We start from the raw sequence: 15,096 nt of genomic DNA, 5'->3' as shown, positions 1-15,096 counted from the left end.
TCTGTAATAGAATATACAAAACCATCCAGGAGGCGTGTACCATGAGTGCAAAAACCAAAATCATAGTCCTACATATGAAGGAAGTTATATATACCGGCATTTTTCTCCTTCTTGCAGTCATACTGGGAATTGTACTTTTCTTTATGTTCGGTCCTGTACAGAGGCAGCACTCTGCCGGTACTTCTCCCGACCGGTATAAACCGGGAATTTATACTTCCTCCATTGAATTAAACAGCAACACCTTTGACCTGGAAGTATCCGTAGATGCAGAAAAAATCCGCAATATCCGTCTGGTAAACTTAAGTGAAAGCACTTCCGCCATGTTTCCTCTCATGGAGCCGGCTCTGGAATCTCTTTCCAGTCAGATTTATTCCTCACAATCACTGGAAAACCTGAAGTACCCCCAGGATCAGAAATATACTTCCCTGGTACTTCTGAATGCCATTGAAGATGCTTTAAAAAAAGCGGAGAACAACTGACCTGTTCTCCGCTTTTGCTCTGCTCATTCCCATAGGAGTAAAGCAGATATTCGCAATCCGCTTCGCTACTTGATTCGGTTAAATCTCAATCTTTAATTCTTCTTTCATCCTGTCAAGCTGCTCCATCCACATGGCTGCACTGGAATCACTGGACATTCTCAGATCTCCTCTTGGAGAAACCGCTACACTTCCCACTTTTGGGCCATCCGGCAGACAGGAACGCTTAAACTGCTGGGCAAAGAAACGCCAGCAGAAGGTACGAAGCCATTTATAAATGGTCTCTTTGCTGTAAACACCCTCAAAGGTCCTGCAGGCCAGTCTGTATATTTTCTCCGGATCAAATCCGGCACGCAGCATATAATACAGATAAAAATCATGAAGCTCATAAGGACCTACCAGATCCTCTGTCTTCTGGGCAATTTCTCCATCCTTTGGAGGCAGGAGTTCCGGACTTACAGGTGTATCCAGAATGTCCATCAGAACCTCTGTCAGCTTCTGATCTCCACAGGTATCTGCATAATAATGTACCAGATGGCGTACCAGGGTCTTTGGCACAGAAGCATTCACTCCATACATGGACATATGATCCCCATTGTAGGTAGCCCATCCCAGGGCAAGCTCTGACAGATCGCCGGTTCCCACCAGAAGTGAGCCATCTTGATTGGCGCTGTCCATAAGGATCTGTGTACGTTCCCTGGCCTGACTGTTTTCATAAGTAACATCATGGACAGAGGGATCATGAGAAATATCTCTGAAATGTACATTTACAGCATCTTTAATATTGATCTCACTTAAGGTTGCACCAAGGCATTCACTTAATTTGCAGGCATTTTGATAAGTTCTGTCAGTGGTACCAAAACATGGCATGGTAATACAATGAATATCTTTTCTGTCTGCGCCTGACAAATCAAAGGCTCTGGCAATTACCAGAAGGGCCAGTGTGGAATCCAGGCCTCCGGAAAGTCCCACGGTTGCTTTATGGCAATGAATATGATCCAGACGTTTCTTCAATCCCATGGCCTGAATATTCAGGATTTCATCACATCGCAGATCCCTCTCTGACTTTTGGGAAGGCACAAAAGGATATCTGGAATACTGTCTGGTAAGCTTTGTCTCCTCCATCTTGAGATGAAAAGGAATTCTCAGATGATCACTGTCCTCACAGGACTGCCAGGTGGTCAGTCTTTTTCTTTCGTCATTCAGTCTCTGAACATCAATCTCACTGTATACAATTCCGTTTTTAAACCGCTCTCCCTCTGCCAGGATCGAGCCATTTTCTGCAATCATATTCTGGCCGCCGAATACCAGATCCTGAGTGGATTCCCCTTCACCGGCATTGGCATACACATAGCCGCACACCAGTCTGGCTGACTGTCCTGATACCAGACTTCTACGATAGCTGTCCTTGCCAACCATCTCATTACTTGCAGATAAATTCACGATCAGATTTGCACCGGCCTGGGCATGGATCACGCTTGGCGGCATATTAACCCACAGATCTTCACAGATTTCTGCTGCCACAATAAGCTCCTGCAATTCTTCACACACAAACAGAAGATTGGTTCCAAATGGAATTTTTTTCCCGTTAATGCTCATAAATTCCAGACATCCCAGCCCTGATACGAAATGTCTCTGCTCATAAAACTCTCCATAATTCGGCAGATATGACTTGGGTACCAACCCCAGAATTTCCCCTCTGTTAAGCACAGCTGCTGCATTATAAAGCTTTCCTTTATTTCTCACCGGTACTCCCAGAAAGATCAGTGCATCCACATCTGCAGTGTCAGCTGCAATTCTCATCAAAGTTTCCCATGCACTGTCCAGAAGGCGTCGCTGCAAAAACAGATCCTGGCAGGTATACCCTGTGATGCAAAGCTCCGGGAAGACCATAACCTTAGTATGCTCCTTTTCCATTTCACGGATCAGACGAATAATCTCCTCTCCGTTTGCCCTGCAGTCTGCCACTGTGATATACGGTGTTGCTGCTGCTGTTTTAATATAACCGTGTCTCATTTTCTACCTCTTTTCTGACTCTTTCTCTTCCGGTATCTCTTATTTCTGTAAAACAATTATTTACATTTACGCAAGATTTCTTTCAGCTCTTCCACTGAAAATTCATAGTTTTTATTACAGAAATGACAGTTCATTTCAATGGGCTTTCCTTCCTGTATCATCTCATTTAACTCCTTACGGCCAATACTGATCAGTGCCCTTTCTACTCTCTCCCTGCTACAGTTACAGTAAAACTCTGTGGGAATCTTGTCATTGATCTCCATATCAAAACCATCCAGGACCTTTTCCAGCAGACTTTCCGGAGTATGTCCCTCTTCCAGCAGATCTGTAACAGAATTAATTTTCTTTATATTCTCTTCCAGCCTGGAGATTGTGCTTTCCTCTGCAAAAGGCATCAGCTGAACGATAAATCCACCTGCCTGGCGAACTGTATTATCCTTATTCATCAGCACACCCAGACCTACTGCTGACGGAACCTGCTCACTTGTAGCAAAATAATAGGTCAGGTCCTCTGCAATCTCACTGGTCTGAAGTACAACCTGTCCCACATATGGTTCCTTCAGTCCCATATCCTTGATAACATTCATAAATCCAACGCCTACAGCTCCTGCCACATCCAGTTTTCCCTTACTGTTTGCCGGAATACATACATCCGGATTTCCTACATATCCCTTCACTCTTCCGCGAGAATCTGCAGTTACTGTAATTCCCTCCAACGGTCCGCCGGCTTTGATCTGGAGAGTCAGGATATCCTTATCCCCTTTCATCATCACTCCCATCATAGCTCCCGCTGTAAGCAGACGTCCCAGTGCTGCTGTAGCAACCGGACTTGTGTTGTGATCCTGTCTGGCTGTCTCCACTGTTTCTGTAGTTACTGCTGCAAATGCACGGATCTGATCATTTGCTGCAATTGCTCTTATAATATAATCCTTCATTTATCTGTTGCTCCCATTTAATTACTATATTTTATGTTTGTTACTTTCTATTTTGTTTCCTGCAGAATTTATTCTTCTGTATGACGGGCACGTTCCGGAATATTTCCATGATAGTCATTTTCTGCGCTCTTTCCATGTTCTCTGGCAATAAAAGTCAGACGCTCACAATTCTCATCACCAGGAGTATGGGTATATGCATCATAAACTGCCACAAGCTCCATCCCTGCTTTCGCGATCATGACCTTTACCTCTTCTATGGAATATGCTTTCTGCACATGCTCCTCTTCGCACTTCTCATACAATCCATCTTCCCGAGGAAGGAAAAGTGCCAGCTCATACACATTCAAGGCATTCTCACTGTCATAGCTGTTCTCCCAGATAAAGCTTCCATCTTCTCTGTCCTCTGCAATCGTCCTGTCCCCGATCACATCACGATATTTATGGATTGTATTCATATCAAAAATAAAAAGTCCGCCCGGATCCAGATAATTATTCACCAGTGCAAATACATATTCCAGATCCTCTGGCTCTGTGACATAGTTCATGCTGTCACACACACTGACCACAGCCCTGACTGTACCGTACAATTCGAAATCCTGCATATCCTGAAGTAAATACAAAATATCATGTCCTGACCCTGCCCGCTTTTCCATTGCTTCTGCAAGCATCTCCTCGGAATTATCAATTCCGATCATGTCATAGCCGGCATCTGCAAGCATCTCCGTCACAGTACCGGTTCCACATCCCAGCTCCAGCACCAGGCCATCTTTTATTCCGTCCTGAACCAGTGCTTCTATAATATAGTCTGTCCATTCGCCATAATTTACATTATCCATGAAAATGTCGTAGACACCGGCAAATCTTCCATATGCTTCCATTTATTATCCCTCATAATCTCTGGTGTACTGACAGGCCGGTTTTCTGAACCATCCACTTATGGGCACACCAACTTCAAATTTCTCTGCTATTGTAACATAATATCCGTCAGTATGTAAATAAGAGGTTACTGTCAACGTTACATGTCAACATTAACGCAACAGGACGACTGCCTTTTACAGCAGCCGCCCTGTTTTTCCTGTCATTCTGTCACTTAATTCTTTGGCATGTATCTTACATATGCCGGTTCACCGCCATAATAGTAATCTCCACCATTCTCATCATATACATCCTCATCTGTGCTGAATGTATAGGTATTGCCGTCATCATCACACCAGCTGCCGTCACCATTTGGATAAATAACCAGAGGATAACCGTCAGAATTTCTGTAAATAGTTCTGGTCTGATTGGTATCATAATCCGGATCATCTGTTCCTACCGGAGTACCATCTGCAAAATATCCGTTTGAAGATCCGTCATCGCCATAGCTGCTGCTATCATAGGAGCTTCCGTCATAGGAACTTCCGTCAGAAGAAGTTGCATCTGAAGCAGTTCCATCTGCTGTTGTTCCATCTGCTGTTGTACCGCCAGCTGTTGTTCCATCTGCTGTTCCTGTGTTCTCTGTACCTGCAGCACTGCTTCCGGTCTCAGGTGTCGCTGCTTTCAGACCTGATTCTCCGGCAATCTTAAAGGAGTCTACAGAAGCCTTGATCTTTGCCAGGGAATCCTCTTTCTTGACAGATCCTGCTACACTGTAAAACTCTGTAGTATTATCTGTAAAATATTTATTTACCACATATGCATACTCGCTCTTGTCATTCAGATAATGAACTGTATAGCTGTATACATTCACTCCGCTTACTTCCTCTGACTTGTAATCCTGGATCTCAAAGTCTGTACCCTCAACCAGATTGTCAGCCTTTACCAGGGCAGATGCAGTATCCTGAGAACTTGGAATGATGGCTACAGACATAGCCTCATCTCCGGAACCATGCAGAACCAGAAGCTTGCCCTGATCCGGTGATTCAAAGCTTACCATATCATCAGAATCTGATTTATTTGCCCAAGTAGCATCCGGAAGCTTAATGGATACCGCCTTGTTCTTGGATGTATAAGTCGTATCCTGCTTGTCAGCCGGTACCGGTGTAGCAGTCGCTTTTGGTGCCTTGGTCGGTTCCGGTGTAGGAGTTACCTGTACTACGCTGGTATCCTCGTCATTATCCCCGCCGCCAAAACTGCAGGCTGTCAAAGAGCCGGATAATACAACTGTTATCGCTAAAAGCATCAGTACTTTTTTATTTCTCATAATATCCTCCTTGGAATAGATTCATCATTCTTTTCTGCTGTTATATTGTATAGTTTACAATTTCATTACATCAATGTCAATGTTATTTCCCTGTCAAATTGCCTGCGGCAATGGAATTTTGAGAAACCTACAATTGTTCTTAATATATCAGTTACAGAAAGCCCATCTGTAAAATCCGGATTCCCGACAGACACTAATCTGCTCAGTCTCCAAGCTCATACACATGAAGCTCATGAAGTGCCCTGGTTGCGGCAATATACCTTGCCTGCTGTACCAATGGCGTCTGATCCCTCTGTGGAAAAACAGAAAATACCTGATCAAATTCCAGGCCTTTGGCCAGATAGAAGGTGGTAACCGTCAGACCTTTGCGGAAGGTACTGCTGTTTCTATCCAGATAGGACAACTTATTTTCCACATCAAAATCCTTTCCTGCCAGAATCTCCTTTAAGATTATCCACATTTTCTCTGCTTCTTTCTCTGTCCGAAGGATAACAGCTGCTGTTTCATATTGATCTTCCCCGATTTTCAACATAGCGGCTATATATTCTGCTGTCTTTTCCACATTTGAAAATGTTTTTTCCTCAACAGGCATTCCATGTCTCTGAAAAAGCTCCATATCTGTAATTCCTGCCATGCTGTTGGCATAGGAGGCAATCTCCACAGTATTCCGATAGCTTTTATTCATCACAATCCTGCGGATATCCCTTCCAAATATCTTGGGAAGAAAGGTCAGTACATCCTGCTGTTTATCATCCATAGTCTGAGCCCTGTCACCCAGGATAGTCATACGGCAGGAAAAAATCCTCTGGAGGATCTCATACTGAAGTCTGGAATAATCCTGCATCTCATCTACCACCAGATGCTTGATATTACTTCTTCCCTGCTGGCTGAACAAACGATATTTCAGATACAGCACAGGATAAACATCCTCGTATTTCAGCTTTCTTTTCTCATAGGAAGCTTTCGGAAGCCCTTTATATCCATTCTCCTTCAGGAACTGACTGTAGATCACATAGAGATCCCTGGTAGCATATAATTTCATGAATTTCTCACGGACCAGTTCTCTCTCATCATCTGCCAGATCACGGTCTCGCAGGGTCTCCACTTCATCGATAAAGTAATCTGCTACTGCTTCCATTCTGGAAAGGAGCGGAAAATCCTGGAATTTGAAATAAAACAGTTCAATAATCTCAGACTCTGTCTTCACAAAGCCATTGTATTCCACATCCCGGAAATTCATCAGCCGGTCTTCCAGTTCCAGCAGATAGCGTTCCATAAGATTTATAAATTCCATGGACTGCTTTTCCTCTGACAGAGAAGCTTTCTGCGGAAAACGGATTCTGCGTTCAATTTCATCATAGCGGTCTTCGCAGTCAGAAACTGTATCCCGAAGCTGCTTATAAGCAAAAAGATCAAAGCTCATTTCCTTAATATTCTCTTCTCCCAGTTCAGGAAGGATATGGGAAATATAATCGGAAAACACTCCATTTGGTGACAGGATCAGAATATTGGAAGACTTCAGATTCTGTCTGTCATGGTAGAGAAGATAGGCGATCCTGTGAAGCGCCACGGAAGTTTTCCCGCTTCCTGCTGCACCCTGGATCACCATGATTTTATCTTTGGTATTTCGGATGATGGCATTCTGCTCTTTCTGAATGGTACGGATGATGTTCTTAAGCTGGACTTCTCCATTACTTCCCAGTTCTGCTTTCAGGATCTCATCATCAATTTTTACATCACTTTCAAATTCATAGATCATTTTTCCGTTACGGATCTTGTACTGCCATTTGGAAGCAACCTCTCCATGGATTTCACCCATGGGAGCCTCATAGGAAGCCGGTCCTTTGTCATAGTCATAAAACAGCCCGCTTACCGGAGCACGCCAGTCGTATACTAATGGAATATGCCCCGCTTTCTCCGAAAAGTTTCCAATTCCAATATAAAAAATCTCCGGTTCCTCTTCTCCCTCATATATAAAATCCACTCTTCCAAAGAATGGAGAGTCTACCATTCTGCGAAATCTCTGCTTCAGGATCAGCTGCTCTTCATTTGCGGAAATCTGGCGGAACAATGCCTGCTGATTATCATAATTCTCATAACCATACTGGTCCATCTCTGTATAATTTTCCCAGTAATACTCATGCATTCCCTCAATCTCTTTCTGTCCTTCCACCAGAGAAAGACTGATCTCTGTGATACGTTCTTTTAATTTTTCCAGCACATAGCCCAGATATTCTCTGCCGTTTTTCTTATCTGTCATATTGTTGATATCCTCTGATATTTGCAACTGTTCAGCAATTTCACAGTTACAATACTCCTTATTATTGTTATCATTTTCTTCTGTTTCTATGATAAAATTTATCATTTTTCGTAAGTTAGTTTTTAATTATAACATATTACCCTCTGACAGAAAAGACTAAAATCCCTCAGCCGGTATCTGTGAGATCCTATATCCACCGGATATATTCTCTTTCACAAATACCCCTGAGGGATTGTAACTTTATATTTTAAGCAGTTGCCTTATTCTCAAACTGGCTGTTATACAGATCAGCATAGAAGCCTTTCTTAGCCAGAAGCTCTTCATGATTTCCCTGCTCGATAATGTCACCGTCTTTCATAACCAGGATCAGGTCTGCATCCTTGATGGTAGAAAGTCTGTGTGCAATTACAAAGCTGGTTCTGCCCTTCATCAGATTGTCCATGGCTTTCTGGATACGCACTTCGGTTCTGGTATCTACAGAGGAGGTTGCCTCATCCAGGATCAGGATCTTATTATTGGCAAGAATTGCCCTGGCAATAGTGAGAAGCTGTTTCTGTCCCTGGGAAATATTGCTGGTTTCTTCATCCAGAACCATGTCATAGCCGCCCGGCTGCTGCATGATAAAGTTGTGCACATGGGCTGCCTTTGCTGCTGCGATCACCTCTTCATCTGTAGCATCCAGACGTCCGTAACGGATATTTTCCATAATGGTTCCTGAGAACAGCCAGGTATCCTGGAGCACCATACCAAACATTTCTCTCAGACTGCTTCTGTTAAAGTCTTTGATGTCATAACCGTCTACCTTAATACTTCCGCCATTGAGATCATAGAATCTCATAAGCAGTTTCACCATAGTTGTCTTTCCTGCACCTGTAGGACCTACAATGGCAATCTTCTGGCCATCCTTCACATCTGCTGAGAAGTCATTGATAATGATCTTATCCGGATTGTAACCGAATTTTACATGTTCAAACTGTACATCTCCTGTAAGTGTATTAACATCTACAGGGTTCTTCTCATTCTGACTCTCTTCCGGCTCCTCCAGGAATTCAAATACTCGTTCGGAAGCTGCTGCTGAAGACTGTAACAGGTTTGTAACCTGTGCGATCTGCTGGATTGGCTGTGTAAAGTTACGGATGTACTGGAAGAAGGACTGGATATCACCGACTTCAATACTTTTTTTGATTACAAACACGCCGCCTAAGAGAGCTACCATTACATATCCAAGGTTACCTACAAACTGCATGATGGGCATCATCATTCCTGAGAAGAACTGAGATTTCCATGCAGATTCATAAAGCTTCTGATTGTCTTTTTCAAATTCTTCTACTACATCATTCTCTTTGTTAAAAACCCGGACTACATTATGACCGCCGAAGTTCTCTTCGATCTGACCGTTTACTTTACCCAGATAGCTCTGCTGATCCTGGAAGTATTTCTGGGAATGCTTCATGACAGTCTGGATGATGAACATGGAAACCGGCAGGATCAGAAGTGCTGCCAAAGTCATCCACACGTTAATGGAAAGCATCATAATAAATACACCGATCAGAGTTGTCACTGATGTGATCAGCTGCGTCAGACTCTGGTTCAGACTCATCTGCAGAGTGTCCACATCATTGGTGATACGGGAGAGGATCTCTCCGTTTGTTCTGCTCTCATAATAATTCAGAGGCAGTCTGTTGATTTTCTTTGAAATATCTTTTCTCAGATTATAGGTAACATCATTGGAGATCCCGGACATTACAAATCCCTGTACAAAGGAAAAGCATGCACTTAACACATATAATCCAAGTGTCCATAACAGGATCATCCCGATCTTTCCGAAGTCAATTTCACCGGTTCCGTTTACCTTGGCAACCAGGCCGTTAAACAGCTCTGTGGTCGCCTTACCTAAAATCTTAGGCCCTACAATACTAAACACAGTTCCCGCTACTGCAAAAATAAACATCAGTATAAAGCGGAATTTATATCGTCCCATATAACGGAAAAGCTTAGCCATGGAGCCCTTGAAGTCTTTCGCCTTTTCGCCGGACATCATACGTCCATGTCCTCCCATAGGACCTCTTCTTCTCTGTTCGCTCATGCCAGTTCCTCCTCTGATAACTGAGATCTTGCAATCTGCTGATATACCTCACAATTTGCCATCAGTTCCTTATGAGTTCCAATACCTGCCATATGTCCGTCGTCCAGTACAATGATCTGATCTGCACCAAGGATGGTACTGATCCTCTGGGCAACGATTACGGTAGTTGCGTCCTTGGTGTACTCCTTCAATGCCTTTCTTAACTGACTGTCAGTCTTAAAGTCAAGGGCAGAGAAGCTGTCATCAAAGATAAAGATTTCCGGATCCTTTGCAATGGCTCTGGCAATGGACAGACGCTGTTTCTGTCCGCCCGAAACATTGGTACCTCCCTGTGATACAGGGGATTCATATTTCTCCGGTTTGGTATCAATAAATTCTGTAGCCTGTGCAACCTCTGCTGCTTCCTTTACCTGTGCATCAGTGATCTCCGGCTTACCATATCGGATATTGGAATCAATAGTACCCGAGAAAAGTACACCCTTCTGAGGCACATATCCCAGTTTGTCACGAAGTTCTTTCTGAGTCATGTCGCGGACATCCACACCATCTACTTTAACAGAACCCTTTGTCACATCATAGTATCTGGGAATCAGATTGATCAGGGTACTCTTACCACTTCCAGTACTTCCGATCACTGCGATTGTCTGACCTTTCTTTGCTTTAAAGGAAATGTCTGTCAGTACATTCTCACCTGCTTCCGGGTAAGCGAAGGATACATGGTCAAATTCAATCTCACCTTTCACATTTTCTGACGGATGTACCGGAGTTTCCGGATCCTGAATAGAAACCTCTGTTTTCAGAACCTCATCAATACGAAGTGCTGCAACATTTGCTCTCGGGAGCATAATGGACATTGCAGTGATCATCAGAAAGGACATAATAATCTGCATTGCATACTGGATAAATGCCATAACATTACCAACCTGCATGGTTCCGTTGTCTACTGCATGGGCACCACTGTAAATAATAAGTACAGATACACCATTCATGATCAGCATCATAATGGGCATCATAAAAGTCATACATCTGTTGACAAACAGGTTTGTTTTTGTCAGATCCAGATTTGCTTTCTCAAAACGGTCTTCCTCATGCTTCTCACGGCTGAATGCACGGATAACAGGAATACCTGTCAGGATCTCACGGGATACCAGATTCAGTCTGTCGATCAGAGTCTGTAAGATAGTGAATTTTGGCATTGCCACCTGGAACAGCACAAAGATCACAATCAGGATCAGACCAACTGCCACACCAAGGATCCATGTCATGGAAGAATCTGTGTTTAATACCTTGATCACTCCACCAATACCAAGGATCGGCGCGTACAGAACAATACGGAACATCATTGCCATAACCTGCTGTACCTGCTGCACATCATTGGTGCTTCGTGTGATCAGGGATGCTGTGGAGAATTTGTGATATTCTCTGCTGGAGAAGCTCATAACCTTGCGGTAAATGCTGTTTCTCAGGTCATGACCAAGTCTGCCTGCCACTCTGGCCGAAATAAATGTGACGCTGATTGCTGCCAGCATGATCACCAGTGCCATGGCAAGCATTCTGATACCTGACATCAGGATGTAATGCATCTGAATGGCATCCACATCTTTCCCCAATGCTTCATATTCTGAAGCAACAAAGGAAACACCAGCCTGTGTCACAATAGACTCCGGCATATCTTTCAGCTTCTCATCCATCTGACTCATAATCTGCTGTACTGCTTCTTCCGGCATCTGTGCCAGTGCTGTCAACGGGTCTGTTCCCTCCGGAAGGCCCATCTGTGCAACCATTGCCTGCCCCTGCTCACTGTCTTCGGAAAAGGCAGCTACCATCATCATTGCCTTGGAGAAATCCTCATTTAAATTCTCTCTGGTTTCTTTGGAAATATCATCGTTTAATACCCAGGTATCATCTTCCTGTGTATAATTCTGTGAAACTTCCTTTTTCTGATCCTCATCCATAAAAATCTGAAGATTCTGCAAGGTTGAATCCCGAAGCTTATCCGGCACACTGTCTTCAATACCTTTCTGCTGGATACCTACATTAATGATCTTGGAGGTATAATCCGGCAGGGAAAGATCACAGTACGCCTGCAGAAACAGAAGTGCTATGATCAGGACAATGTATCCCTCTGATTTCTTCAGATATTTCATCAGTTTAATCATTGCTTGATTCCCTCTTTTCCTATTTTTAATATTTTTCTCAATCTGTTCCACCATGTATTTTTCAGTTTCTACCTGTTGACAGGTATCTCCGAAATATTATCCAGAATCTGCCCAAAAAACCTTCGTAAAAGACATAGCTCCGCTTCGCTGAAATTGCTGAACATCACTTTCTCCACAGCTTTGCTTTCCTGCAGGAGCTCCTCCACGATTTTTTTTCCGTTTTCTGTCAGATATACACGCATAATGCGTTGGTCTTTATCATCACGTCTCCTGCAGACAATGTCTGCTTTCTCCAGACGCTGGATACTTACATTTACAGTGGGCGGTGTTACACCCATCCACTCTGCGATCTCCTTCTGGCTGCAGCCGTTATTTCTGTATACGATCATAATAATCGGCATCTGTCCCTGCTGGATACCGATTTCCCGTATACGCTGCATACATCTCATACCATATTGGCGGTTGATCTCCATAAAAAGCGCAGGCATGCTTTTCTCTTCTCGTTTCTCTTTCTCATTCTTCTCCTCTTTCGGGCACCACATAGCTTCACTCCCTTCCGGTCTCTGTCCTCTTTCAGGTCTGATATTATTCTTTAATTAGCCTGACTAATCATATATAATATACTTTTAGACAAAAAATGCAAGTGTTTTTTGTGCAGTTTATAATTATTTTAGATTTAACTTTGATATTTCCAATTTGAAAATATTCAATTTTATTTTGCCCGGCTAATATTTTTCATCTCAGGTCGAATAAAATTTCCAGTATTCTTCAAGTTCTATCTCTGCATAACTTCTTTATAAAATTCTATAAACACATTAATTGCCGGAGACCGCCATTTATTTTTGTGGAGCAGCAGCTGTGTCCATACAGTTACCGGGCAGCCGGCAACATCCAGTCTTTTAATCTGTCCGTCTTTCACATATTTCTCCGAAATAAAATCCGAATCATAAATATGCCTGTCCAGAGTAAAAACTAAATCTGTTTCGTTCTTCCGTAATTTATCAAACATCTGCTCTGTACCGTTTTCTGTTATCTCCACTTTTATTTCCGGATACTGATGATGAAAACGCAGAAAATCATTTTTAAAATATCTGCTGCAGACAGAACTGGACATAGACAACCGGATCTCGCCTTCAATGCTTTCAGCCTAATTCAGCGAATCAAGCATTTTCGCCTGTGCCTTCAGAATGTTTCGAGCCTGCTGCAAAACTAAAACTCCTTTTTCCGTAAGATTGATTTTATGATAATAACGGTCAAACAACCTGACACCAAGTTCCTTTTCCAGCTGTTTGATCTGTGAAGAGACTGTAGACTGGGTATATCCCAGCTCTTTTGCAGCAGCTGAAAAGCCGGAATATTCACATACTGCAATAAAAGTTTTTAACACATTTGTATCCATTTCTCGTTCCTTTCCCATATTTTTTTCAATATTTTCCCATCGAAACGCAGAAGCGTTATTTTTCTTATATAAACGATATTTTCAATAATATACTCAAACTTCGCACTTGAATAAGTGCTTGAAAATTCAATAAATACTGGCAATAAAATAGCATGAAACCATCTGGTTTGGTATAATTGAGTTGTCCAAAAACAATTAAAACCGGAGGCTCATGCTATGAATAAAAGTATAACACAAGCAAACCAAAATGATAAGCAGATTTCTAAATCTATCAAAAGATTTTTTATAAGATTCCATATTTCTTCAGCATTAAAAGCATCCAATGCATATAAGAAAAAAGGAATTCCTGTTGTCGAAGTTTTTCAGTATCTTTTTTTGCTGATTTTCTCTAACAGAAGTATGTACATGAGCCTGATTACCGGACGAAATACTCCTGGTTTTGCAAAGGATACTGTGTACCGCTTCATGAAGATGATCCAAATTAATTGGATTCGCTTTACGACTCTGTTAGCTTCCCGAATCATTAAGGATGCTATTTTACCTTTGGATTCTAAGGAACGTACAAATGTACTGATTATTGATGATTCCATGTTCGAACGCAATCGTTCCAAGAAAGTAGAACTTCTTGCCAAGGCTTATGACCACGCAAATCACAGATACCGTTTCGGATTCCGTATGCTTACGCTTGGATGGTCAGACGGAAGCACATTTCTCCCCGTCAACAGCGTTCTTCTCTCATCTGAAAACAAAAAGAACAGAGTCAATGAAGCGGCAGATGTTGACAAACGGACCGTCGGATACAAACGAAGAATGCTTTCCATGCAAAAAGGAACACAGGCGATGCTTGAACTCTTAAAAATCGCTAAAAAAGTTGCTATTCCAGCCAAATACGTTCTTTTTGACAGTTGGTTTTCTTCTCCAAGTACGCTCCATGCTGTGAAATCAATCGGTTATGATGTCATTGGCATGGTAAAAAAGACACCCAAAATGTTCTTTCGGTACAATGGTAAAGATATGTCTCTTACCACAATCTACAACCAGAATAAAAAGAGGCGCGGTCGTTCCCGATACCTGCTTTCTGTGTTGGTTGATGTTGTAAAGGATGGGAAAGTCATTCCGGCTAAAGTTGTGTACGTCCGTAACAGGAATAAGCGAAAGGAATATTTATGCCTTATCTCTACAGATACAACCCTGGATGAAAATGAAATCATCCGTATTTATGGTAAGCGCTGGGATATCGAAGTTTTCTTCAAGATATGCAAAAGCTATCTGAACCTCAGCAGGGAATGTAACTCCTTATCTTACGATGCAATGACTGCTCACACAGCAGTTGTTTTTACTCGATATATGATACTTTCTCTGGAAAGCCGGGAATCCAACAACAACCGTTCATTGGGTGAACTTTTTTATACTTTTCTGACGAAATGTCTGACATTACATGGATACAGGCATTTCAAATGCTGCTTCAAATGTTCCGAACCATGCTTAGCGACAACACTGAACTGTCTGAAGAAAAAATCAATGATCTGGTTGATACATTTATGAACACATTACCTGCATTATTGAAATCACAGCTTCAAGCA

The 15,096-nt window shown here is 42.5% G+C and carries 12 protein-coding genes; 2 read left to right on the top strand and 10 right to left on the bottom strand.

Annotated features, from left to right (window positions below):
• Nucleotides 1-41 precede the first annotated feature (41 nt).
• Nucleotides 42-479 carry an FMN-binding protein gene (locus ACTNDS_RS00225; RefSeq protein WP_173743997.1) on the top strand — a complete coding sequence of 146 codons (438 nt, stop codon included), beginning with the start codon at nt 42-44 and terminating at the stop codon, nt 477-479.
• Nucleotides 480-557: 78 nt separating this feature from the next.
• On the opposite strand, the gene ACTNDS_RS00220 is transcribed toward ACTNDS_RS00225, so the two are convergent.
• From ACTNDS_RS00220 to ACTNDS_RS00175, 10 genes are all read right to left on the bottom strand, one after another.
• Complete coding sequence (locus tag ACTNDS_RS00220; protein WP_441032360.1) at nt 558-2,492, bottom strand: NAD(+) synthase; 1,935 nt, start codon at nt 2,490-2,492, stop codon at nt 558-560.
• A gap of 56 nt (nt 2,493-2,548) precedes the next feature.
• On the bottom strand, nt 2,549-3,427 hold the full coding sequence (hslO, locus tag ACTNDS_RS00215; protein WP_173743999.1) for an Hsp33 family molecular chaperone HslO: 879 nt from the start codon (nt 3,425-3,427) through the stop codon (nt 2,549-2,551).
• 68 nt (nt 3,428-3,495) lie between these two features.
• Nucleotides 3,496-4,305 carry a class I SAM-dependent DNA methyltransferase gene (locus ACTNDS_RS00210; RefSeq protein WP_441032355.1) on the bottom strand — a complete coding sequence of 270 codons (810 nt, stop codon included), beginning with the start codon at nt 4,303-4,305 and terminating at the stop codon, nt 3,496-3,498.
• Nucleotides 4,306-4,517: 212 nt separating this feature from the next.
• The gene (locus tag ACTNDS_RS00205) at nt 4,518-5,609 is read right to left on the bottom strand and encodes a hypothetical protein (RefSeq protein ID WP_441032352.1); all 1,092 of its coding nucleotides are present in this window, start codon (nt 5,607-5,609) and stop codon (nt 4,518-4,520) included.
• 202 nt (nt 5,610-5,811) lie between these two features.
• Nucleotides 5,812-7,869, bottom strand: a complete 2,058-nt coding sequence (locus ACTNDS_RS00200; RefSeq protein WP_441032349.1) for a HelD family protein — start codon at nt 7,867-7,869, stop codon at nt 5,812-5,814.
• 247 nt (nt 7,870-8,116) lie between these two features.
• Nucleotides 8,117-9,955, bottom strand: coding sequence for an ABC transporter ATP-binding protein (locus ACTNDS_RS00195; RefSeq protein ID WP_055057266.1), 1,839 nt, complete (start codon nt 9,953-9,955; stop codon nt 8,117-8,119).
• Nucleotides 9,952-12,114 carry an ABC transporter ATP-binding protein gene (locus tag ACTNDS_RS00190; protein WP_441032345.1) on the bottom strand — a complete coding sequence of 721 codons (2,163 nt, stop codon included), beginning with the start codon at nt 12,112-12,114 and terminating at the stop codon, nt 9,952-9,954. Before ACTNDS_RS00190 ends, ACTNDS_RS00195 begins: the two co-directional genes overlap by 4 nt.
• 68 nt (nt 12,115-12,182) lie before the next feature.
• Nucleotides 12,183-12,656, bottom strand: a complete 474-nt coding sequence (locus tag ACTNDS_RS00185) for a MarR family winged helix-turn-helix transcriptional regulator (protein WP_441032342.1) — start codon at nt 12,654-12,656, stop codon at nt 12,183-12,185.
• A 233-nt stretch (nt 12,657-12,889) separates the two neighbouring features.
• Nucleotides 12,890-13,252, bottom strand: coding sequence for a LysR substrate-binding domain-containing protein (locus ACTNDS_RS00180; RefSeq protein ID WP_441033131.1), 363 nt, complete (start codon nt 13,250-13,252; stop codon nt 12,890-12,892).
• A 9-nt stretch (nt 13,253-13,261) separates the two neighbouring features.
• On the bottom strand, nt 13,262-13,513 hold the full coding sequence (locus ACTNDS_RS00175) for a LysR family transcriptional regulator (RefSeq protein ID WP_441032339.1): 252 nt from the start codon (nt 13,511-13,513) through the stop codon (nt 13,262-13,264).
• 216 nt (nt 13,514-13,729) lie between these two features.
• Between ACTNDS_RS00175 and ACTNDS_RS00170 the strand changes: the two genes are divergently transcribed.
• Nucleotides 13,730-15,058 (top strand): IS4 family transposase, encoded by a 1,329-nt coding sequence (locus ACTNDS_RS00170; protein WP_441032336.1) that lies wholly within the window; start codon nt 13,730-13,732, stop codon nt 15,056-15,058.
• The last annotated feature ends 38 nt before the right edge of the window (nt 15,059-15,096 follow it).

Origin of the sequence: Blautia sp. HCP3S3_C12, from assembly GCF_052064155.1 — a bacterium.
GTDB lineage: Bacteria > Bacillota > Clostridia > Lachnospirales > Lachnospiraceae > Blautia_A.
Note: the sequence above shows the minus strand (reverse complement) of the source record. Positions and strands in the feature narration are given on the sequence as shown.

What these genes read in the sequence shown, in the direction of transcription:
- ACTNDS_RS00225 (WP_173743997.1), top strand. Translation starts at nt 42, where the DNA reads ATGAGTGCAAAAACCAAAATCATAGTCCTACATATGAAGGAAGTTATA.
- ACTNDS_RS00220 (WP_441032360.1), bottom strand. Translation starts at nt 2,492, where the DNA reads ATGAGACACGGTTATATTAAAACAGCAGCAGCAACACCGTATATCACA.
- hslO (WP_173743999.1), bottom strand. Translation starts at nt 3,427, where the DNA reads ATGAAGGATTATATTATAAGAGCAATTGCAGCAAATGATCAGATCCGT.
- ACTNDS_RS00210 (WP_441032355.1), bottom strand. Translation starts at nt 4,305, where the DNA reads ATGGAAGCATATGGAAGATTTGCCGGTGTCTACGACATTTTCATGGAT.
- ACTNDS_RS00205 (WP_441032352.1), bottom strand. Translation starts at nt 5,609, where the DNA reads ATGAGAAATAAAAAAGTACTGATGCTTTTAGCGATAACAGTTGTATTA.
- ACTNDS_RS00200 (WP_441032349.1), bottom strand. Translation starts at nt 7,869, where the DNA reads ATGACAGATAAGAAAAACGGCAGAGAATATCTGGGCTATGTGCTGGAA.
- ACTNDS_RS00195 (WP_055057266.1), bottom strand. Translation starts at nt 9,955, where the DNA reads ATGAGCGAACAGAGAAGAAGAGGTCCTATGGGAGGACATGGACGTATG.
- ACTNDS_RS00190 (WP_441032345.1), bottom strand. Translation starts at nt 12,114, where the DNA reads ATGATTAAACTGATGAAATATCTGAAGAAATCAGAGGGATACATTGTC.
- ACTNDS_RS00185 (WP_441032342.1), bottom strand. Translation starts at nt 12,656, where the DNA reads ATGTGGTGCCCGAAAGAGGAGAAGAATGAGAAAGAGAAACGAGAAGAG.
- ACTNDS_RS00175 (WP_441032339.1), bottom strand. Translation starts at nt 13,513, where the DNA reads ATGGATACAAATGTGTTAAAAACTTTTATTGCAGTATGTGAATATTCC.
- ACTNDS_RS00170 (WP_441032336.1), top strand. Translation starts at nt 13,730, where the DNA reads ATGAATAAAAGTATAACACAAGCAAACCAAAATGATAAGCAGATTTCT.